General features: G+C 70.2%; 20 protein-coding genes. 12 read left to right on the forward strand and 8 right to left on the reverse strand.

Annotation, left to right across the window (positions count from 1 at the left end; translation table 11 throughout):
- The 3 genes from P0W64_RS13975 to P0W64_RS13985 form a co-directional block, all read left to right on the forward strand.
- The coding region (locus tag P0W64_RS13975) for an amidohydrolase family protein (protein WP_275480742.1) at window positions 1-1,534 on the forward strand (1,534 nt) is incomplete at its 5' end.
- The gene (lnt, locus tag P0W64_RS13980) at window positions 1,531-3,150 is read left to right on the forward strand and encodes an apolipoprotein N-acyltransferase (RefSeq protein ID WP_275480743.1); all 1,620 of its coding nucleotides are present in this window, start codon (window positions 1,531-1,533) and stop codon (window positions 3,148-3,150) included. The genes P0W64_RS13975 and lnt, both read left to right, overlap by 4 nt.
- The gene (locus tag P0W64_RS13985; RefSeq protein ID WP_275480744.1) at window positions 3,150-3,920 is read left to right on the forward strand and encodes a polyprenol monophosphomannose synthase; all 771 of its coding nucleotides are present in this window, start codon (window positions 3,150-3,152) and stop codon (window positions 3,918-3,920) included. The genes lnt and P0W64_RS13985 overlap by 1 nt, the downstream gene beginning before the upstream one ends.
- Before the next feature lie 70 nt (window positions 3,921-3,990).
- Here P0W64_RS13985 and P0W64_RS13990 read toward each other — a convergent pair whose 3' ends face one another.
- A complete protein-coding gene (locus P0W64_RS13990; protein ID WP_275480745.1) occupies window positions 3,991-4,326 on the reverse strand; it encodes an RNA polymerase-binding protein RbpA in 336 nt (111 codons plus the stop codon).
- Between the two features lie 112 nt (window positions 4,327-4,438).
- Here P0W64_RS13990 and P0W64_RS13995 point away from each other — a divergent pair, with 112 nt between their 5' ends.
- The 4 genes from P0W64_RS13995 to P0W64_RS14010 all read left to right on the forward strand — a co-directional run bounded on the left by P0W64_RS13995 (window position 4,439) and on the right by P0W64_RS14010 (window position 7,088).
- A complete protein-coding gene (locus P0W64_RS13995) occupies window positions 4,439-4,777 on the forward strand; it encodes a hypothetical protein (protein ID WP_275480746.1) in 339 nt (112 codons plus the stop codon).
- Between the two features lie 54 nt (window positions 4,778-4,831).
- A complete protein-coding gene (locus tag P0W64_RS14000) occupies window positions 4,832-5,653 on the forward strand; it encodes a hypothetical protein (protein ID WP_275480748.1) in 822 nt (273 codons plus the stop codon).
- Complete coding sequence (locus tag P0W64_RS14005; RefSeq protein ID WP_275480749.1) at window positions 5,650-6,261, forward strand: CPBP family intramembrane glutamic endopeptidase; 612 nt, start codon at window positions 5,650-5,652, stop codon at window positions 6,259-6,261. Before P0W64_RS14000 ends, P0W64_RS14005 begins: the two co-directional genes overlap by 4 nt.
- Window positions 6,262-6,518: 257 nt before the next feature.
- Complete coding sequence (locus P0W64_RS14010; protein WP_275480750.1) at window positions 6,519-7,088, forward strand: L,D-transpeptidase; 570 nt, start codon at window positions 6,519-6,521, stop codon at window positions 7,086-7,088.
- Window positions 7,089-7,172: 84 nt separating this feature from the next.
- Here the strand turns inward: P0W64_RS14010 and P0W64_RS14015 are convergent, their stop codons facing one another.
- The 6 genes from P0W64_RS14015 to P0W64_RS14040 form a co-directional block, all read right to left on the reverse strand.
- Window positions 7,173-8,675 (reverse strand): NAD(P)/FAD-dependent oxidoreductase, encoded by a 1,503-nt coding sequence (locus tag P0W64_RS14015; protein ID WP_275480751.1) that lies wholly within the window; start codon window positions 8,673-8,675, stop codon window positions 7,173-7,175.
- Window positions 8,676-8,801: 126 nt separating this feature from the next.
- A complete protein-coding gene (locus P0W64_RS14020; protein ID WP_275480752.1) occupies window positions 8,802-9,329 on the reverse strand; it encodes a gamma carbonic anhydrase family protein in 528 nt (175 codons plus the stop codon).
- A gap of 29 nt (window positions 9,330-9,358) precedes the next feature.
- The gene (locus tag P0W64_RS14025; RefSeq protein WP_275480753.1) at window positions 9,359-10,066 is read right to left on the reverse strand and encodes a VIT family protein; all 708 of its coding nucleotides are present in this window, start codon (window positions 10,064-10,066) and stop codon (window positions 9,359-9,361) included.
- 41 nt (window positions 10,067-10,107) lie between these two features.
- On the reverse strand, window positions 10,108-11,703 hold the full coding sequence (locus tag P0W64_RS14030) for a hypothetical protein (protein ID WP_275480754.1): 1,596 nt from the start codon (window positions 11,701-11,703) through the stop codon (window positions 10,108-10,110).
- 62 nt (window positions 11,704-11,765) lie between these two features.
- Window positions 11,766-13,433: a PE-PPE domain-containing protein gene (locus tag P0W64_RS14035; RefSeq protein ID WP_275480755.1), complete on the reverse strand. Its 1,668-nt coding sequence runs from the start codon at window positions 13,431-13,433 to the stop codon at window positions 11,766-11,768.
- A gap of 156 nt (window positions 13,434-13,589) precedes the next feature.
- Window positions 13,590-14,264 (reverse strand): FCD domain-containing protein, encoded by a 675-nt coding sequence (locus P0W64_RS14040; RefSeq protein ID WP_275480756.1) that lies wholly within the window; start codon window positions 14,262-14,264, stop codon window positions 13,590-13,592.
- A gap of 116 nt (window positions 14,265-14,380) precedes the next feature.
- On the opposite strand from P0W64_RS14040, the gene P0W64_RS14045 reads away from it, so the two are divergent.
- Window positions 14,381-15,631, forward strand: coding sequence for an MFS transporter (locus P0W64_RS14045; RefSeq protein ID WP_275480757.1), 1,251 nt, complete (start codon window positions 14,381-14,383; stop codon window positions 15,629-15,631).
- A gap of 24 nt (window positions 15,632-15,655) precedes the next feature.
- Window positions 15,656-16,504 carry a PhzF family phenazine biosynthesis protein gene (locus P0W64_RS14050; protein ID WP_275480758.1) on the forward strand — a complete coding sequence of 283 codons (849 nt, stop codon included), beginning with the start codon at window positions 15,656-15,658 and terminating at the stop codon, window positions 16,502-16,504.
- 9 nt (window positions 16,505-16,513) lie between these two features.
- Here the strand turns inward: P0W64_RS14050 and P0W64_RS14055 are convergent, their stop codons facing one another.
- Window positions 16,514-17,461, reverse strand: coding sequence for an ADP-ribosylglycohydrolase family protein (locus P0W64_RS14055; RefSeq protein WP_275480760.1), 948 nt, complete (start codon window positions 17,459-17,461; stop codon window positions 16,514-16,516).
- Between the two features lie 120 nt (window positions 17,462-17,581).
- Here P0W64_RS14055 and P0W64_RS14060 point away from each other — a divergent pair, with 120 nt between their 5' ends.
- The 3 genes from P0W64_RS14060 to P0W64_RS14070 all read left to right on the forward strand — a co-directional run bounded on the left by P0W64_RS14060 (window position 17,582) and on the right by P0W64_RS14070 (window position 20,121).
- Window positions 17,582-18,547, forward strand: coding sequence for a cation diffusion facilitator family transporter (locus P0W64_RS14060; RefSeq protein ID WP_275480761.1), 966 nt, complete (start codon window positions 17,582-17,584; stop codon window positions 18,545-18,547).
- Window positions 18,548-18,606: 59 nt separating this feature from the next.
- On the forward strand, window positions 18,607-19,281 hold the full coding sequence (locus tag P0W64_RS14065) for a GntR family transcriptional regulator (protein WP_275480763.1): 675 nt from the start codon (window positions 18,607-18,609) through the stop codon (window positions 19,279-19,281).
- Between the two features lie 135 nt (window positions 19,282-19,416).
- Window positions 19,417-20,121: a hypothetical protein gene (locus P0W64_RS14070; RefSeq protein WP_275480764.1), complete on the forward strand. Its 705-nt coding sequence runs from the start codon at window positions 19,417-19,419 to the stop codon at window positions 20,119-20,121.
- Window positions 20,122-20,135: the final 14 nt, after the last annotated feature.

A 20,135-nucleotide genomic window follows, 5' to 3' on the forward strand; every position in this document is an offset into this window, starting at 1 on the left:
CCCCCCCGGCGGGGGGGCGCACGGCGTCGTCACGTGGGTGGGTGAGGACGCTGCGGGCCGCGCGCTGCATCCGGGCGCGCGCGTCACCGACTTGCGCGGCGCATTCGTCGCACCCGGCTTCGTGGATGCGCACGTGCACCTGTCCGCGACAGGCCTGCACCTGCAGGGCTCGACGCTCGGCGCCCCCTCCAAAGCCGCCTCGCTCGAGGCGCTTCGCACGCACGCCGCCGCGACGGACGGCGTGGTGGTCGCCCGCGGCTGGGACCCCGAGCGCTGGGGCGGCGCCGTGCCGACCGTTGCGGACCTCGAGAACGCGGCCCCCGGCCGGCACGTCTACGCCGCGCGGATCGACGAGCACTCGGCGCAGGCCTCGTCCGCGCTGCGCGCCACCGTGCCCCGCCTTGCGACCCTCGACGGCTACCACCCGGAACTGCCGCTCACCGGGGCGGCGCACGACGCCGTCCGTGTCGCCGCGCAGGACGCGCTCTCCGACGCGCAGATCACCGAGGCGCAGCGTGCCGCCCTGGATGCCGCGGCTGCCGACGGCATCGTCGCCGTGCACGAGTGTTCGGGGCCCGAGATCGCCGGCGCCCGCGATTTCGCGCTACTGGCGGAGCTGGGTCACCCCGTGCACATCCGCCGGTACTGGGGCGAGGCGGTCCGGAGCGCAGCGGACGCTGCAGATCTGCTCGATCGGACGGGGGCCGACGGGCTTGCGGGAGATCTGTTCGTGGACGGCTCGTTCGGATCCCACACCGCGCTGCTGCACGCGCCGTACGCGGACGCCGACACATGCGGCACCGCTCACCTCGACCAGGATGCGGTGACAGCCCACGTCCTGGCATGTACCGAGGCTCGGATCCAGGCCGGGTTCCACGCGATCGGCGACGCCGCCGTCGCGCGCGTCGTGACCGCGCTGGCAGCCGCGGTCGAGCGCTTCGGGGTGCCCCGGGTGGCGGCGTGCGGCCATCGCATCGAGCACGCGGAGATGGTCACGCCCGAGCAGGCCGAGAGTCTCGGGGCGTGGGGGGTCCAGGCCAGCATGCAGCCGGGGTTCGACGAGCTGTGGGGCGGCGAGCACGGGATGTACGCGACGCGTCTCGGGGCGCAGCGCGCCGCGACGCTCAACGACTTCGCACTGCTGGCGCGAAACGCGGTACCGCTCGCGTTCTCGTCCGACTCGCCGGTCACGCCGCTCGGGGGCTGGGCTGTGGTGCGCGCTGCGACCACGCACCACACACGCGGCAGTGCGGTGTCGCCGCGCGCCGCCTTCGCCGCGGTGACCCGCGGAGCATGGCGTGCCGGCGGCGTCCGCGACGGTGTGGCGGGCACTCTCGTTCCGGGCGCCCCCGCATCGTTCGCCGTATGGGAGGTCGGAGATCTCGTCGTTCGGGCGCCCTCCGACGCGGTGCAGCGGTGGTCCACCGACCCGAGGGCGGGCGTGGCGCCGCTGCCGGACCTGTCCGACGGCGCCCCGCTGCCTCGCTGCCTGCGCACCGTAGTCGCCGGCACCACGGTGTACGAGGCCGGATGAGGCGCCCGACGGGAGTCGGAGCGGCAGCAGCGGCCGTCCGCGCGGGCGCCGCGATCGTCGCCGGACTGCTGCTGTTCTGGTCGTTCCCGCCCGGGCACCTGTGGTGGGCCGCCCCCCTGGGTATGGCGCTCCTGATCGGACTGCTCACGCACCGGCCGACCCGCGCGCGCTCCGGATTCGGGTACGCATTCCTGACGGGCCTCGGCATGTTCGTCCCGTTGCTGACCTGGATCGACGAGATGGTCGGCGCGCTGCCGTGGCTCGCGCTCAGCGTCGCGCTCGCCGTGTATTACGGGTTGTTCGGCGCGGTTGCCGTGCGTGTCGGGCGGATCCGCGGCGGACCGGTCTTCGTCGCCGCGACGTGGACGGCATGCGAGTGGGCGCGATCTTCGTTCCCGTTCGGCGGATTCCCCTGGGGAAGAATGGCTTTCAGTCAGCCGGATGGACCTTTCCTCGCCCTTGCCCACATTCTCGGAGCATCGGGCGTCTCCTTCGCGGTGGCCCTGACCGGCGCCGGTCTCGCCGCCCTGGTGCTGCGGATCCCGCAGGTGCGGGGCCTCCGCCCGACCCGCCGTGCGCGCGGCCTCGCCGGCCCAGCCGCGGCCGCCGTCGTGCCCGTGCTCTGCGCAGCGGCCGTGTGGCCGCTCGTGCACGCCCCGCACGGCGGCGAGCCGACGGCCACCATCGCCGCGATCCAGGGCAACGTCCCCCGCCTCAACCTGGACTTCAGCACGCAGCGTGAAGCCGTCCTGAACAACCACCTCGCCGAGACTCAACGCCTCGCGGCCGACATCCGGGCCGGCCGCGTCGCGCGGCCCGACGTCGTGATCTGGCCCGAGAACTCGTCGGACATCGCTCCCGAGCAGGATCCCGACGCGGCCGCCCGGATCTCCGCGGCATCGTTGGCCGTCGGGGCGCCGATACTGGTCGGCACGGTCCACTTCGGGACAGGTGCGGGCGTCTACTACAACTCGATGATCATGTGGGATGGGCGCGGTGCGGGGGAGCGGCACGACAAGGCGATCCTCCAGCCGTTCGGCGAGACGATGCCCATGCGTTCCTTCTTCCGCGTGTTCAGCCACTACGTCGACATCGCCAACAACTTCCATAAGGGGTCGGGCGACGGCGTCGTGCACCCGGGCAGCGGCCCGCGGCCTGGCCTGCCCATCGGGGTCGCCACCTGCTACGAGGTCGCATTCGACCGAGCCTTCCAGACCTCGGTGCGTGCGGGAGCGCAGGTGCTCACCGTGCCGACGAACAACGCGACCTTCGGCCATACGAACATGACGTACCAACAACTCGGCATGTCCCGGGTCCGCGCCGTCGAGCTGGATCGCGAGGTGGTCGTCGCGGCCACCACCGGGGTGTCGGCCGTGATCACGCCCGACGGGGGCGTCGCCCGGCAGACCGCCATGTGGACACCCGCCTACCTCGTCACGCAGGCTCCGCTGCGCTCGACGCGAACGCCCGCATCGCGGCTGGCATGGGCTCCCGACGCCGCCGCGCTCATCGTGGCCCTGTGGGGGTTCGCGGTCGCCGTAGGGCACGATAGGAGATCGGCGCGGAGAGAAGGACACCCCGCCGCGACACCCGCCGACACAGCCGAGGAAGAGTGATGAGCCCCACCGACCTGCCGCCGTCATCGAAGACGCTGGTGATCATCCCGACGTATGACGAGCTGGAGAATCTGCCGCTCATCGTCGGACGTCTCCACCGCGCGCAGCCCGGGGCGGACGTGCTCGTAGTCGACGACAACAGCCCCGACGGCACGGGCGAGAAGGCCGATGAGATGGCCGCGGCGGACGAGCGGATCCACGTTCTGCACCGCACGGAGAAGAACGGGCTCGGCGGCGCGTACATCGCCGGCTTCCGGTGGGCGCTCGCTCGCGACTACACCGTGATCGTCGAGATGGACGCCGACGGCTCGCACGCGCCAGAGCAGCTCGACCGGCTCCTGCGTGCGATCGACGACGGTGCCGACCTGGTACTCGGCTCGCGCTATGTTCCGGGCGGCAACACAGTGAACTGGCCCCTCAAGCGTCAGCTCATCTCGCGCGGCGGCAACGTGTACAGCCAGCTCGCGCTCGGAGTCCGTATCCGCGATATCACGGGTGGCTACCGCGCGTTCCGTCGCGAGGTGCTCGCCGCCCTCTCGCTCGAGACGGTTGCGTCGGCCGGCTACTGCTTCCAGATCGATCTCGCGTGGCGGGCGCTGCAACTCGGCTTCCGGGTCGAGGAGGTGCCGATCACCTTCGTCGAACGGGTCATCGGCGAGTCCAAGATGAGCGGATCCATCGTCAAGGAGGCGGCGCTCAACGTGCCCCGCTGGGGCTTCGAGGGACGCCGCCGAAAGCTGCGCCACTACCTGGACTCCCGCAAACACTGAGCAGCAGGCCGCGCTGAACGACAGAAGGACCCCGCCTCGCGAACGAGGTGAGGTCCTTCTGTCGTTGTCGTTACTTGCCGCGACGGGCGCGCAGGAGGTCGAGGCGCTCCTTGAGCAACTCCTCCAGCTCGCCCTCGCTGCGCCGCTCCAGCAGCATGTCCCAGTGCGTGCGCGGCGGCTTGGTCTTCTTCTCCTCCTGGACGACACCGTCGATCAGGGTGCCCTCCAGTCCGTTCTTGCACAGCCAGGTACCCGGAATCTCCGCGTCGTCGGCGAAGGGGACGTCGAACTCCTCGCCGTTGTCGGTGCGGTACCTGGCGATTCGGCGTGGGGCCAGGTCGTGGTCCCGGTCCGTCTCGTAACTCACGGCGCCCAGACGGCTGCCTCGCAACACTCGATCTGCCATGTATGTCCCAACCTCTCCCCGGGCCGACGTTCCCGGGCACGCTCTACAACAGCGATACGACGCGCGGTGTTCCCGCGCAAACCTTCACAACAATACCGGTTACCCTCGTCGCATGCCCACGACCACCGCCCGGCGCCGCACCGCCGTCTGCGCGTGGTGTGGCCGCGAGGTCGTGTCCGAGGGGCCGGGCCGCACCCGGAAGTACTGCAAGCGGTCGTGCAGGCAGCGAGCCTACGAGAGCCGCGCAGCCCTCGCCGGGACACCGCTGCCCGCGGACTCCGTCGTGCTGTCGGCTCAAGAGGCCGAATCGCTCTCGGAGCGGATGTTCGAGGTGCGCTGCGCCGCGGAGGACGTGCAGACGGCGGTAGCCGAGGGCGCGTCGCCGGGGGAGCTCGAGCTCCTGTGCGCCCGCCTGGTGGACACTGCGCGATCGGCCGAACGCATCCGCTGAGCCCCCCTGGAGCACCCTGCCGTCGCCGACCGCCCGTTCACTACTGTGGTCGCCGTGCCCGTCTCGCCGCTCCGTCCCACCCGCCTGCTGCTCGCCGTCGCCGCCGTCGCCGCCGGCGTCGCGCTGAGCTCGTGCGCGGCGGGCCAATCGCCCAGGATCCCGTCGCCGGCCCCACTGCCGCCGGCACCGACCGCGTTGCCGGCGGGTTGGCAGGAGACCCCGGTGACGGTGAAGGCACCGTCGGGCACGGATGCGGGGGTGTGGCTACACCCCGGCGACACTTCGGTGCCACGCGCCGCCGCCGTGCTCATCGGCCCGACGGGGTCCGACCCGAGTGGCGGCGCGTCGCGCGGTGTCGCGGTCGTCCTCGCGCACGACGGCGTCCCCACACTCCGTGTCGGCGGGCCGCCCGCACCCGTCGCGTACGCCGACCGACTCGCGCAGGCGACTGCCGCCGCGAACGACCTGGCCGGGCGCCCCGGGGTGAGCAGGGGCCGGCTGCTCGCGGTCGGGCAGGGCGACGGTGCGCCGATCGCTGCGGGGCTCGCGGGAGCAGGCAACCCCGCCGTGAAGGGAACGGCGCTGCTCGAGCCGCAGCTCGCACCCCCGACGGTGACCGGCGTCCCGCCCGCGGTCCAGCTGTCGCTCGGCCTGCCGCGGAACAGCCACAACCTCATCACCTGCTCCGACTCGGATCCGACTGTGCACTGCGGCGACGTACAGGGCCTGGTCGACACGATGGGCGGGACGCACCCCAACTACGTGCAGCTCTCGGGCGTCGATGCCGATCTGGCGGCTGTGCCGCCCGGCGGCGGCCAGCGTGCACTGTCTCCGGAGCTCGCGGTCTCCATCGGCACCTGGGTCTCGATGCAGTGAATCGTTCCGGGGCTCTCGCCGCGTTCGCCGCAGGGGCGGGCGCGGCGGTGGCGTGGAACAACGCGGTCCTGCCGCGGCTGCGGCGCGGCTCTGTCGGCCGCGCCATGGCCACGGGCGCATTCGGTGTCGGCACGGCAGCGGCGGTGCGCGTACGGGCGCACCGGCCGGCGGGGCGCGTGACGACGGTGATCGCCCTCGCCGCCGGAGCCGCGGCCGGCGCCTGGGGCCTGGCGCGGGTCCAGCCGGTGACGCGCGAACCGCATACGGGATCGGCGGCGCGGGCGCGTTGGGTGCTCGTGGAGATTCCGTTCGGGACGGCACTTGCGGAGGAGACGTTGTTCCGCGGCGCGCTGGCGCCTGCGGCGTGTGCCGCCCTCGGCCCGCGCGCCGGGGCGCTCTCGTCCGCGGCGGTGTTCGGGCTGTGGCATGTCGGTGCGGCCCGCGCCGCGGATTCGTCGCCCGCGGCGACGGTCGCCGCCACCGCTGCCGCGGGGCTGGGGTTGTGGTGGCTCACTGTGCGCACTGGGCGGCTGTGGCCGGCTTTCGCAGTGCACACGATCGTGAATTCTGCGGGCGCCTTGCTCACACGCTCCTCAGAATCGGTGTGACTAGAGTGACTAGAGTTTCTAGAGTTGTCGGTGTTTTTACTCTCGAGATCAATTTCTTCTCTTACATTCACCAATTGATCGCAAAAACAGCAGGTGGGTGGCATGTTTTCAGAAAACGCAACCACTCTTTCGATTTCTGAGATTTCTTAATACGTGGCATCATGTGGTGAGCGCACTCGTCAGGCGCGAGAGGTCGTGTGCATTCTGGAATTCTCCGGGAACGCAACGACTGCACAACGTTTCTATGAGGAGTACAGATGACCGCCATGATCGCCGGACGGCGCGGCACGGCCCGCATGGGCGCCGCTGTCACCGCGACCGCGTTGGCCTTCAGCCTCGCGACCGGCGTGGCGGCAGCCAAACCGGCCGCCGCTGCCCAGGACACGACACCCCCGGTTGCGACCAAGACCGGTTGGGTCGCCCTCGCGGACGACGCGAGCCACCAGATGACCGTCTGGCACAACGGCGAGGTAGTGCGGAAGATGCCCATCTCGATGGGCAGCGCGAAGCACCCGACCCCCAACGGCACGTACTACACCATGGAGAAGTACAGCCACATGGTGATGTCGTCGGCCACGTACGGTGTGCCCGTGAACTCGGCCGAGGGATATGAGACCCCGGTCGATTGGGCCACCCGGATGTCGTGGAGCGGCATCTTCGTCCACGCGGCACCGTGGTCGGTGGCACAGCAGGGCTACAGCAACGTGAGCCACGGCTGCATCAACGTCAGCACGTCCAACGGCAAGTTCATCTACGACAACTTCCCGTCCGGCACACCGATCGTCGTGCGCGGCACATCGGGCGGCACGTACGTCCCCGGCAGCTGAACCCGAGACCCGAACGCGTAGGGCCCCGCTCCTTCGAGGAGCGGGGCCCTACGCGTAGTGAAGAGGCCCGGTCGAGGTGTGCGCCTAAGCGGTCGCCACCGCGTCGTCCTGCTCGTCGGCGGCTGAGGCCGAGAGCGTGCTGAACTCGATCGAGTCGTCGACCTTCGAACGCTGGTACTCCAGGGCGTCGAGGTAGTAGTTGTTGCGGATGCGCCACGGCGACTGGGGAGCGGCCTTGGGCATCGCGTTGGGCGAGCGCTTCACGTAGCCCGACTCGAGGTCGAGCGCGGGGAGCTCCTCGAGTTCGGCGCCTCCAGTGGTGGGCACGGCATTGGTGTAGCCGTGCTCCTTCATATGTCCGAGCAGACGCGCGATCGCACGGGCCGAGATATCCGCGCGCAGTGTCCACGACGCGTTGGTGTAGCCGATGATGAACGCGAAGTTCGGAATGCCCGACAGCATGTGGCCTCGGTATGCGAAGTGATCGTGCGGTGCCGTCGACTCGCCGTCGATGCTCAGCTGGATCCCGCCGAACGCCTGGAGCGCCAGGCCGGTCGCCGTGATCACGATGTCCGCCTCGAGCTCACGCCCCGAGGTCAAGGCGATCCCCTTCTCGGTGAAGTGATCGATGGTGTCGGTGACGATCTCGGCCTTACCGGTACGCAGCGTCTTGAACAGATCACCGTTGGGGACAACGCAGAGGCGCTGGTCCCACGGCTTGTACCGCGGCTTGAAGTGCACGTCGACCTCGTAGCCCTTCGGCAACTGCGCCTTCGCGCTCGCCCGCAGCACCTTGCGCGAGAGCTCCGGGAACTGACGGCACAACAGGTACGACCCGATCAACACGACCGAGTTCCGGTAACGGATCAGGTTGTGCGCGATACCGTCCGGCAGCACGGTCTGCAAGGTCTTGGTGAGGGGGTACTCGCTCGGAAGCGAGGAGACGTAGGTGGGGGAGCGCTGCAGCATCGTGATGTGCTCGACCTCGTCGGCCATCGCCGGCACAAGGGTGATGGCCGTCGCACCGGAGCCGATGACGACGACCTTCTTGCCGGCGTAGTCGAGATCCTCGGGCCAGAACTGCGGGTGCACGACCGTGCCCTGGTAGTCCCCGATTCCCGGGAACTCGGGCTCGTACCCCTGGTCGTAGTTGTAGTAACCGGTACAGCCGATCAGGAAGCGCGTCGTGTAGGTGAGCTCCTCACCGCCACGTTCGGCACGCACGGTCCAGAGGTCCGTCGCAGTGTCGAAATCGGCGGACAGGACCTTGGTGCCGAATGAGATGTGACGGTCGATGCCGAACTTGGATGCGGCCTTCTCGATGTAGGCCTTGATCTCCGGACCCGATGCGAGCGTCTTGCTGCCGTCCCAGGGAAGGAACGGGTAGCTGAGGGTGAAGATGTCCGAGTCGGACCGGATGCCGGGGTACTTGAACAGGTCCCAGGTCCCGCCCATCTCATCGCGACGGTCGAGGATCGTGTAGCTCAACTCGGGTTGCGTACTGGACACGCGATATGCGGTGTCGATGCCGGCGAGGCCGGCGCCGACGATCAGTACATCCTGGTAGGTCGCGTCGGGGTTGGCCACGGAGCCTCCTTGCTTCGGGGTCTGCTGCTCTCGCAGGGCTGGTTACTGAGAGCTATTCAATAGCGCTTTTGCAGGCTAGTGTACATCGCACACTCGCCGCGGTGATAGAGATCCATCGAAGTCCTTTCACTCAGGGTGACGGTCCGTGAGCGTGGCGTGCGCCTTGGTCAGTTCGACGTAGACGCTCGAATTGAGCTTCACGCGTGCCACCTCGTCGTCGGTCAGCTCTCGCCGGACCTTCGCCGGCACGCCTACGACCATGGACCGCGGTGGGATCACCGTCCCCTCCGTGATCAGAGCGTTGGCCGCGATCAGGCTCTCGGCACCGATCACCGCGCCGTTCAGCACCGTGGCCCCCATACCGACCAGGACGTCGTCGCCGACGGTGCATCCGTGCAGGACCGCGTTGTGCCCGACACTGACGCGCGCCCCGATCGTGCACGGCACGCCCGGGTCGGCGTGCACGACGACGCCGTCCTGGATGTTGCTGGCCTCGCCGATCTCGATCCGCGCCGAGTCGGCGCGGATCACCGCGTTGTAGTAGACGCCCACCCCGGCGCCGAGATGCGCGTCTCCGATGACGGTCGCCTCCTCGGCGACCCACGCCGTCTCGTCCAGCTGCGGGGACACGGCCCCGAACCTGCGCACCGTCATGGCGACCTCCCTGACTCGTCGAGGCCGCCTCAGGCCAGCCCCGTGGTGCCGAGCAGCCTACCCACGAGGTACGTCACGGCCATCGCGAGCAGTCCTCCGCCGAGCACACGCACCATCGCTCGGCGCCGGTCCGCATCGCCGAGTGTCGCCGAAGCGAACCCCGTGGCGAGTAGTCCCACCGCGACTGCGAGGACCACCCAGAGGATGCGGTTCCACGCGATCAATGCCGCGAGTATCGGAATCGAGGCCCCGATGCCGAACGACGCTGCCGACGACAGGGCCGCCTGCCACGGGCTCGCGAGCTCGTCACGGTCGATCCCCAGCTCCACCTCGAGGTGCGCGCGCAGCGGATCGGCGGCCGTCAGCTCCTCGGCGACCCGCCGAGCGGTCTCCTCGCTCAGGCCCCGGTCCCGGTACAGCTGGACCAATTCGTCGAACTCCTCGCGCGGCTGCGTGGCCAACTCGTCCGACTCCTTGGCGATGAGTGCCTTCTCCGTGTCTCGCTGCGTACTCACGGACACGTATTCACCCAGCGCCATCGACACCGCGCCCGCGACCAGGCCGGCGATGCCCGCTGTGAGCACCGCCTGCCGGCTCACGGACGCCGCGGCGACGCCGATCACGAGGCCGGCCGTCGAGATCAGGCCGTCGTTAGCGCCCAGCACGCCGGCACGCAACCAGTTCAGCCGGTCGCCGACGCCGGGATGGTGCGGTTCCGACTCGTGGGTCGCGGTCATGAGCGCAGTGTAGGACTCCTCAGACGGGGCACCACGGACGGCTACGACGCGTCCGGCCCTGCGCCGCCGCCGGTCGCACCACCTGCGTCGCCCCCGCCCCCGCTCGCGGAGTCGCCGCTGCCTGAATCCGTGCCGCCGGCTGCGCTGCCTGCCGCGTCCTTGCTCGTCGACGCGCCGCTACCCGACGCACCGCTGCCCGCGTCCTTGTCGCCGGCCTCCGTCTTCCCCGACGAGCCCGCCGAGCCCTGCGCGGACCCGGTCCGGTTCGATCCCGAGCCGCTTCCCTCGCTGGACCGACCGCCGGTCGAAGACGATCCGCCCGCGCCCGACGCGCCCTTGCTCTCGCCCGACTGCTCCGATGCGTCTCGGCCGGATCCCGTCGCAGCGGCGATCACATCGCCGACGACCGTGCTCAGCGTGCCTCCGGTCGTCCGCGTCGCGGACGGCGCCCGCTCGGTCGTCGCAGGCGTAGCCGCGCCCGACTGCGTGGCAGCAGAGGCCGCTAGCGCATTCGTGTCGGAGCCGCTACCGGTCGCGTCGGCCCCCGCGGCCCCACTGCTCGCGGCGCCGCCCGGCTGCTTCCCGATACTTCCGGGCGCTACCTGCTCCTGGATGCCCACGACCGTGGGGTTCTCGACCGTGCCGCCCAGGCCGGTCGAGTATGTGGGCTCGCCCGGCTGAGGTACCGGCACGGCGGCGCTGAGCGCCTTGTCGAAGCTCAACGGCACGTCGAATCCGTAGCTCCTGAGCATCTGGCCCCACGGGTTCTGGCCGGTGTCGACCGCGAGGTAGGTCGTCGAGCCGTCGACCCAGGTGCGGGTGGAGCTGCCGTCGCTGTACTGCTGGACTGTGACGACGGTGCCGTCCGGGCGGGTCTCGGTGGTCGGGTCGCCTACCGGCGTCACATCGGTCGGATGCGACGACGGGAGGAGCGTGGGATCGACCGCCGCATACGGCGCGATGTTGTCGGCGGTGTACCAGTTGTAGTGCAGGTACGTCCCCGGGGTCGAGTAGAAAACCGTCGCGATCGGGTTCGACAGGATGTTGCCCATGCTGCACACGGAGTCACCCGCGACGCAGACGTCGGTGGTGCTCGTGTTCTGGAGATCCTTCGTCACGATCGGACCGTAGGACGGAAACGACGGCAGGCCTACGGGCATGTTCCAGCGGGCCCCGGTCTGGGGATACGACGGTGCTCCGTACTCGACCAGGGTCAGCTGCCCGTTGGTCGGGTCCGCCTCGTACAGCCGTGCTGCTACCGCCGCGGCCTCGGTGCCCTGCGAGTACGCGTAGACCGTGACCGGGCCCTGCGCGCCCTTGATCGCGGCAAGGGTGTTCGGGCCACCGATCTCCGCCGCCTGTTCGTACGTGCCCGTGCCGATCTGCCCGGGCCCGCCGGCGGGATAGGTGACCCGCACGGCACCCGGGCCGGCGCCCACCGCCTCGGCGAATTTGGAGCCGTCCGAGTCGCCGTAGCCGCCCACGATCACCGGAGTCGAGGCGCCCGCGCGGGCGAGAGCCGCCGGTAGGGCCGACGCCGCGTTCGCCGCGGCGGGCGGTGCGGCGGCAAGCATCAGGCCGACGGCGACGGTGCAGAGCAGGGGAGAACACAGCGGTACGCGCGTGATTCGGTGCATACCGGGATTCGATCACAGCGCGGTCCGCTTTGCGCGGGATGAGCGGTTACGGCTACCAGGGTTCAGGATGCGCCGGCGCCGCCGTGCGTCGATCCGCGGCCTCCGGCACCGGTTCCTCCGCTGTCACCGCCGCCACCGGAGCTCCCATCCGAGGTATGGCCCGACCCGGTTCCGGTCGCACCACCCGACCCGGTTCCGGTGGACCCGCCGGAGCCGGCATGCGAGACACCTTCGCCTGCATCGTCGCCGGAGCTAGTCCGCTCCGCACTGCCGCGAGTGCCTCCGGTGACCCGGTCGATGATGTGCTGCACCGCGGTGAGGCCCGGCCGAGTCGCGCGATGCGCGCCGGCGTCGCCGTCCGGCTCCGCGGCGTCACCGCCGGACGTGCCCCCGGACGCCACCTCGCGGCCGGCCGGCTCCGCGTCTTTCGCTTCTTTCGCGCCGCCCGTAGCCGACGACTCCGAGGTCTGCGAGGTCTGCGAGGCCTGTCGGGCCGCTTGCGCTGCGGAGCCCGCCGACCGCGTTCCTCCCGACGGCGAGACGCCCTCCTGCGAGCCGCCAGGTTGCGGGGCGATGCTGCCCGGGAGCAGGGTCCGCTGCACGTCGTGCACGGTCGGCATCTTCACCTGTGCGCCCCACGGTGTGCCGGCGTAATCCGCTTCACCTGGCTGAGGCACGGGCACGACCGAGCTCATCGCCTGGTCGAACTGGCGCGGAACGGGGATCCCGGCCGACCGCGCTATGAGACCCCAGGGGTTCTGGCCCGTGTCTATCGCGATGTAGGTGGTCGAGCCGTCTCGCCAGGTACGCGTCGTGGACCCGTCCGAGTACTGCTGGACGGTGACGACGGTGCCGTCGGGTCGGGTCTCCTGCGTCGGTGCCCCGACGGGCACGCCGTCCGACGCCGGCGTCGCCGCACCCGGCGTGATCGGGACGAGCGCGTCTGAATCGGACGGGTCCGGGGTCGCGGGCATGGCGCCCTGGTATTCGGCCAGGTTCTCGGAGTTGTACCAGGAGCCGTGCATCAGAAAGCCCGGCACGGCGTACACCGCCGCGCCGACCGGGTCGACGAGGATGTTGCCCATCCCGCACGCCGGGTCGCCGACGACACAGATCGACGTCGTCTGGGTATGGGTGAGGTCGGTGGTATCGGCGGGGCCGTACGCGGGGAGGCCGGGAATCCCCGTGACGATGTTCTGCCAGACGCCGGTCTCGGGGAAGCTCGGGCTGCCGTCGATCACGAGTGCGACCGGGATACTCGACGTCGGATCCGATTCGTATCGCCTCGCCGCGACCGCGGCCTCGTCGGCGCCCTGCGACAGGGTGTAGACGTAGACGGGCTGGTCGCCTGCGGCCCCTATCGCGGCCACCGTGTTGGCGGCGCCGACGTCGACGGTGTCCGCATACGTGCTGTCGGTGATCCCGGTGCCGTCGGAACCGATCGCGGGGAGCCCGCCGCCACCGATCCCCACGACACCAGGCTGGTACACGACCAGGACGCGGTCCGCGGTGGGACGCAGCACGCGCCCCGCCTGCTGGCCGCCGGTCGGGTCGCTCGCGCCGCCCACCAGGATCACGGTGCTTCCGGTCGTCCCGGGCTGCAGCTCGTACCACTGCGCGGCGGCGACGGTCCGCAGCGGCACGAACGAGGTGTTCTGCGCACTCCCCGCGAACACCAGGGCGGTCGCGAGACCGCCTGCGCCCACCGCGATCGTGGCCGATCTACTCACGGCACACACGCGTCCAGCCATCACCAAGCCTCCTGAGGGATCCCTGCGCCGAGTACGAGCGCCCAGGAAGAGTAGGCCCGCGTGCGGTTCCTCGGGGCCGAATCGCCGACCCCGTCCTCCGAACCGACGACAGCCGGCGAATCCGGCCGCGGGCCTTCAGCGGCGAAGCTCGCGGACCATCCCCAGCAGCGCCCTGGTCGCCTTGCGTGCGGCAGGCGCGTCGCCGTCGACGACGGCCTGCACGACCGCGCCGTGCTCCGCCGCGAAGGAGCCCTCGAGTCCGACGGGCCGATTGCGGATGCTCTCTGTGACCAGCGGGAGCAAGTGGTCGTAGAACTCCAGATAGATCGCGTTATGACTCGCGGCGACGACGGCACGGTGCACCGCGACGTCCGCCTCGACCACCGCATCGACGTCCGCGGCGGGTACCTCGTCGACCTCCCAGAAGCGGTCCCGTTCGGCGAGCAGTCGCTGGAGGTCGGCCACGTCCTGATCGGTACGACGCTGTGCGGCGAGGCCCGCAGCGGTCACCTCGAGCGACTCTCGTAGCTCGAGCAGATCGGACTCGGCCGCCGCCGCGAAGTACTCGCCCAGGTAGTGGTCCGAGGCCGACAAGACATACGTGCCGGAGCCCTGGCGGCGTTCCAGCATCCCTGCATGTACGAGCGCCTGAACGGCTTCTCGGACCGTGTTGCGTGCCGTGCCGGTGATCTCGCACAGTTCGGGCTCGGTGGGTATCCGAGAGCCGACCGGCCAGGTCCCCGTCACGATCTCGCGGCGCAGCTGATCCGTGACCTGCCCGATCAGGGTCTGGCGTCGCACGGGTTGCACGGTGGTCGAGGCTACCGCGTGCCTCGTCACAATCAAGCCGAGACTGTTGGGCACACACATCCATTCATCCTATGATTCGAGGGAATGAAGATCCCGACACGGAGGTTGGCACGCCCATGACCGCGATACTGGACCGACGGCGGGGCCTCGGCAGCCGCTCGACCCGCTACGGCCGCATCCTGGTCGCACTGGCGATCCTGGTGTTCGCGCTATCGCTCCGCACCGCTGTCACCGCCCTGACCCCGCTGCTCACCGCTATCGGTGCGGATCTCGGGTTCGGCTCGGCCGTCATGGGAGTGTTCGGCATGCTCCCGACGGCTATGTTCGCCGTCGCCGGCCTGGCCACACCGTGGTTCACGGCACGCTTCGGGCTCGAGCGAGTCACTCTCGCCGCCGTCGCGTTCACCGCGATCGGCATAGCCCTCCGGTCGGTCACGTCGGGTACGGCAGGCCTCCTGGCGCTGTCCTGTGTCGCGCTGCTGGGCATGGGTATCGGCAACGTCGTCCTCCCGCCGCTGGTCAAGCGCTACTTCGCCGACGGAGTCGCAGCCATGAGCACGGCCTACCTGCTGTGCGTCCAGCTCGGCACGACGATCCCGCCGCTCACCGCGGTCCCGCTGGCCGACGCCTACGGCTGGCGCATGTCGCTCGCGGTGTGGGCGATCATCCCGATCGCCGCGCTGCTGCCGTGGGTCGGCGTCGTCCTCGCCCGCCGCGGGCACGACGTACACGACCACACGGGCGAGGCAGCCGGGGAGTCGACCGGAACCGTGTGGCGGTCGCCGGTCGCGTGGGGGATGGCGGCCATGTTCGGCATGACCTCGCTGATGACCTATTCGATGTTCACCTGGATCCCCGCGGTCCTGGCGTCGGCCGGTGGTAGCGCCTCGCTGGGCGGGAACATGGTGGCACTGTTCTCGGGTGTCGGATTCGTCGCGACGTTCGTGGCGCCCGCCGCCGCGACGCGCATCCGCAACCCGTTCCCCGTGGCGCTCGCATGCGCCGCGGTGCTCCTGATCGGGTTCGCCGGACTCCTGTGGGCGCCCATGACGGCTACCTGGCTGTGGATCACCCTGATCGGCTTGGGCCCGACGACGTTCCCGATGGCGCTGACCCTCATCAACCAGCGCACCCGGACCGGCGCGGGCTCGGCGGCGCTGTCGGGCTTCGCGCAGGGGGTCGGCTACACCGCGGCCTGCGCCGGACCGCTGCTGTTCGGCATCCTGCACTCCGCCACGGGCGGATGGTCGGTGCCGTTCGGGTTCCTCGTCGGCACCACCGTCGTCATGCTGGTCGGCGCCTTCCATGCCTGCAGACCGCGGATGCTCGAGGACACCTGGGGCAGGGCCGGGGCCGTCGCCCGATAGTGCAGCGCCAGTAGGGTGTCCGCCATGTCCGCCGGATCGTTCAGTCAGGTCGATGTGTTCTCCACCGAGCCGTTCGGCGGCAACCCGGTGGCGGTGGTGCACGACGCCTCCGACTGGTCCGACGACGATATGGCGCGCTTCGCGCGCTGGACGAACCTGTCGGAGACGACGTTCCTGCTGCCGCCCTCGACACCGGCCGCCGACTATCGGCTGCGCATCTTCACTCCCGGCGGCGAGCTACCGTTCGCAGGCCACCCCACGCTCGGTTCGTGCCATGCGTGGCTCGAGGCGGGCAACTCTCCGCAGGGGGAGGCGGTCGTACAGGAGTGCGGGGTCGGGTTGGTCACGCTGCGCGAAACCGGCGCGGGCCTCGCGTTCGCTGCGCCACCACTGCGCCGGTCTGGCCCGGTGGACGCGGACGTGCTCGCCCGCGCCACCTATGTGCTCGGGCTGACCGCCGACGATGTACTCGCCTCGTCGTGGGTGGACAACGGGCCGCCGTGGCTGGGCCTGATGCTGCGGGACGCGGGAATGGTCCTCGGCCTACGCCCCGACTTCGTCGCGATGGGCGATCTGTTCGTCGGCGTGGTCGGACGGCATCCCGACGGTGCAGAACCCACGGGCGGTCCGGCCGACGTCGAGGTCCGCGCGTTCTGCCCGGGTGCCGGGGTGAACGAGGATCCCGTGACCGGCAGCCTCAATGCGGGGCTCGCCCAGTGGCTGCTCGGCGCCGGCGTACTTCAGGAGCCGTACACCGCGGCCCAGGGTACGGCGATCGGCCGGAGCGGACGGGTGCATGTCACGCGCGACGGGGACGGCACGGTGTGGGTCGCGGGTGCGACGGTGACGCGCATCGCGGGCTCGGTCCGCTGAACCCGCCGGCTAGGCGCCTCCGGCTGCCGCGACCTCCCGCGCGAGGGAGGCCAGTTCGTCGACGCGCATGCGGGGCCAGCCGTGCAGCTTCTCCTGCCAGTGCCCGGGGACGGCTGCCCGGCCCCAACGCGCGCCGAGGAGGCCACCGGCGATAGCAGCGGTCGTATCGGTGTCGTTGCCCGCACGCACCGCCGTCTCGAGTGCAGCCACGAGGTGATGCGGCCCGGACGCGTCGGTGGTGCTGATCGCCCACCACGCGGTCTGCAGCGCGTGCACGACCCACCCGTTCTGCGCGAACTCCGTAGGCGGGCCGGCCTCGGCGGCATCGAGCAACGGCGACCAGAAATCGCGTTCCACCGCGTCCGCCGCCTCGAGGTAGAGGCGCGGCCCGTCGAAGGTCCCGGTCACGACGGCGTGCCGGATCGAGTAGGACCACAACGCGCACGCCTGTCCCGCGTGGGGATCGGCATGGGTGAGGTCTGAGACGCGCCTGGCGGCGTCGACGCACGCGTCCGGATCGTCCAGATACCGGAGGGCGACGGGTGCGGTGCGCATGAGCGACCCATTCCCGCCGGTGCGGCCTGTGCGGGCGTGCAGGTCGGCAGCGGCGGCCGTCATCGATGCCGCGTCCGAGGCAGCGCGCGTGAGAACCACCCGGGTCTGGTTGCCGATGTCCTTGGGCGCGCCCGCGTACCAGCGCTGGAACCCGGCAGCGGCCGCGTCGAGCCCGTCGCCGCGCAGGTCTCCGGCGACCGCGCCCTGAGCCACGGCGACCGTCATCGCGGTGTCGTCGGTCCACTCGCCGGGGGCGAATCCGAACGGCCCGCCGCCCCGCATCCGGATATCGACGCCCGCGCCGGGCACGGTGAACTCGTAGCCCGCCCCGAGCGCATCGCCCGCCGCTGTCGCCACGAGCACGCCCTCGATGCGGTCCAGAGAGTCTGCGGTGTACTCCATGGCGCGCACGCTACCGGTCGACCGGGGCATGTCCCGGCCGGCACCCGTCATGAGTATTGATATATGCGCATTCGCTTATGTATGGTCGGAGGCGTTCCTGCCCACAAACGAGGAGAGCGGATGAGCGAGCACGAGGGCGGCCACAGGCACCGCTCCGGTCACCACAGCCACGACCACACGATCTCGGCAGACGCGGATCGCCGCTGGCTGTCCGCGGCGCTCGTCCTCCTCATCGCGTTCATGGCCGCCGAGGTCGTCGTCGGCATCGTCGCGCAATCGCTCGCCCTGATCTCCGACGCGGGTCACATGCTGACGGATGCCGCGGCCATCGCGCTGGCGCTGGTGGCGCTCCGCCTCGCCGCCAGGCCAGCACGCGGCGGCTTCACGTACGGCCTCAAGCGTGCGGAGATCCTGTCCGCTCAAGCCAACGGGCTGACGCTGCTGCTGCTCGCGGCGTGGTTCCTATACGAGGGCGTGCGGCGCTTGATCACGCCACCCGACGTGGCCGGGCCCCTCGTTCTTGCGACGGCACTCGTCGGCATCATCGTCAATCTCGCCGCAACGTGGTGCCTGCGCCGAGCCGACCGGACCAGTCTGAATGTAGAAGGCGCCTACCAGCACGTGCTCAACGACCTCTTCGCGTTCATCGCGACCGCGGTCGCCGGCGCCGTCGTGTGGGCCACCGGATGGTCGCGCGCGGATGCGATCGCCGCACTCGTGGTGGCGGCCTTGATGGTGAAGGCGGGCTGGGGGCTCGTCAGAGACTCCGGCAGGATCTTCCTCGAGGCCGCGCCGCCCGGCGTCGATCCTGTCACCGTCGGCACCCGCTTGGCCACGGTCGACGGCGTCCTGGAGCTGCACGACCTGCACATCTGGCAGATCACGTCCGGACAGTCAGCGCTTTCGGCGCACGTCCTGGTGAGCGATGCAACCGACCCGCACGTCGTACGCATCGGGATCGAGCAGATACTGCGGCACGAGCACGCGATCGAGCACACGACACTGCAGGTGGACCGCGCTGCGTGCGCCCCGGAGGGACACTGCTCGGGCGAGCACGGTCCGGCATTCCGCGCTGCGACAGCCTGACTCACCCTTCTGCAAGCTCGGTGCACCACACTGAAGTTGCGGGATGCTTGAATGAACCCGTGAACGGAACGGGCGATACGACCTCGGATGCGTACCGAGTGGCCGCGTGGATCCGCGATGGCATCGTCGACGGCTCACGCTCGCCGGGCAGCCGGCTCGTCGAGCGCGATCTCGCCGACGAGTACGGCGTCAGCCGCATCCCCGTCCGCGAGGCGCTCAAGCTGCTCGATGCCGAAGGCATCGTCACGCTCCGGCCCCGAACGTGGGCCGTGGTCCGCGAGTTCACCCAGTCGGATGTCGCGGATCTGTACGAAGTGCGGGCGGCGCTGGAGGTATTGGCATTCCGGCTCGCCGCGCAGCGCTACCACAGGAAGGGCCTCGACCACCTCGCCGAGACACTGGCCATCCAGCAGGACTGCACGCACGCGGGTGACCTGCCAGGGGCGCGACGCGCGGCGGCCGACTTCCACGAGGTCGTCGTCGAGCTCGCCGGGAATCGCCTGCTCACCGAGCTCTTCGACACCATGGGCAGCCGCATGCGATGGCTGCTCGGGCAACACGACGACGTCGGGCACGTGACCGCCGAGCACGAGGCCCTGTACTCGGCTATCGCGCGGCGCGACGTCGATGCGATCCCGGCTCTCGTACGCGCGCACCTCGACACCAGTCGCCGGCTGCGCGAGCAGTACATCGACGGGCCCGGTGCGCAGCCTGCGGACAGTGGTCTGGGGTAGCGTGTCGGGTCGGCCGCAGGCCCACGGACGCGAAGTAGAACGTGTTACAGTTTCGGTCATTCGACGCCCGGACACGAACCTGCGACCCTAGGTTCCAGAAGGGTTGCCCGGGCCTTGGAAGAGTTGAGGAGACCCGTGAAGACCTCCGCTACAGACGACAGCACGGAGACCATGGCCGACGAGACCGACGACGCAGAGCAGGACATCGAGACGCCGACGAAGGTCGACACGTCTCCCGGGGAGGCGGCGCAGGAGCGCCGCCGCATCCGCGAGGAGCGCGCTGCTAAGCAGTCGTCCACGATCACGCTGTCGGTCTCGCGCACGACCGCCGTCCTCGGCGCGCTCACGGTGCTCTTCGCGATCGCCGCGATCGTGTTCGCGGGCCTGTGGCTGTCGGACCGTTCGGAAGCGAACGACGCCAAGGCGCAGCTGTCGGCGCAGCAGGCGACGGCCGATCAGAACCAGCGCGCGCAGGACGTCGCAACGAAGTACGCAGTCGGCGCCGCCACCGTCGACTACCAGAACCTGGGGGTATGGGAGAAGGCCGTGGTCGCCGGCACCACGCCTGCCTTGTCGAATACGCTGCAACAGGCTGCATCCCAGATGGAGCAGATCTACTCACCCGTGCAGTGGCGCTCTACGGCCACACCTATCACCGCGGTCGCCACCTCCAACAAGAACGGCGTCATCGCCGTGAACGTCTTCGTGAGCGTTATCACCAAGACGACGCAGACACCCGAGGGCATGCCCTCGACGGCTACCTACTCGGTCACCGTCGACAGCAGGCAGAACTGGGTGATCACCGATGTGCGCGGGATCGACGCGACCCTGCCCAAGTAGGCGCCCCTGACAGA

This window comes from Tsukamurella sp. 8F (genome assembly GCF_029167375.1).
Taxonomy (GTDB): Bacteria; Actinomycetota; Actinomycetes; order Mycobacteriales; family Mycobacteriaceae; genus Tsukamurella.

Bases quoted from the DNA above. Each gene is read 5' to 3' on its own strand.
- P0W64_RS13990 (WP_275480745.1), bottom strand. From the start codon at position 4,326: ATGGCAGATCGAGTGTTGCGAGGCAGCCGTCTGGGCGCCGTGAGTTAC.
- P0W64_RS14055 (WP_275480760.1), bottom strand. From the start codon at position 17,461: ATGGAGTACACCGCAGACTCTCTGGACCGCATCGAGGGCGTGCTCGTG.
- P0W64_RS13985 (WP_275480744.1), top strand. From the start codon at position 3,150: ATGAGCCCCACCGACCTGCCGCCGTCATCGAAGACGCTGGTGATCATC.
- P0W64_RS14060 (WP_275480761.1), top strand. From the start codon at position 17,582: ATGAGCGAGCACGAGGGCGGCCACAGGCACCGCTCCGGTCACCACAGC.
- P0W64_RS14045 (WP_275480757.1), top strand. From the start codon at position 14,381: ATGACCGCGATACTGGACCGACGGCGGGGCCTCGGCAGCCGCTCGACC.
- P0W64_RS14050 (WP_275480758.1), top strand. From the start codon at position 15,656: ATGTCCGCCGGATCGTTCAGTCAGGTCGATGTGTTCTCCACCGAGCCG.
- P0W64_RS14010 (WP_275480750.1), top strand. From the start codon at position 6,519: ATGACCGCCATGATCGCCGGACGGCGCGGCACGGCCCGCATGGGCGCC.
- lnt (WP_275480743.1), top strand. From the start codon at position 1,531: ATGAGGCGCCCGACGGGAGTCGGAGCGGCAGCAGCGGCCGTCCGCGCG.
- P0W64_RS14030 (WP_275480754.1), bottom strand. From the start codon at position 11,703: ATGCACCGAATCACGCGCGTACCGCTGTGTTCTCCCCTGCTCTGCACC.
- P0W64_RS14025 (WP_275480753.1), bottom strand. From the start codon at position 10,066: ATGACCGCGACCCACGAGTCGGAACCGCACCATCCCGGCGTCGGCGAC.
- P0W64_RS14020 (WP_275480752.1), bottom strand. From the start codon at position 9,329: ATGACGGTGCGCAGGTTCGGGGCCGTGTCCCCGCAGCTGGACGAGACG.
- P0W64_RS13995 (WP_275480746.1), top strand. From the start codon at position 4,439: ATGCCCACGACCACCGCCCGGCGCCGCACCGCCGTCTGCGCGTGGTGT.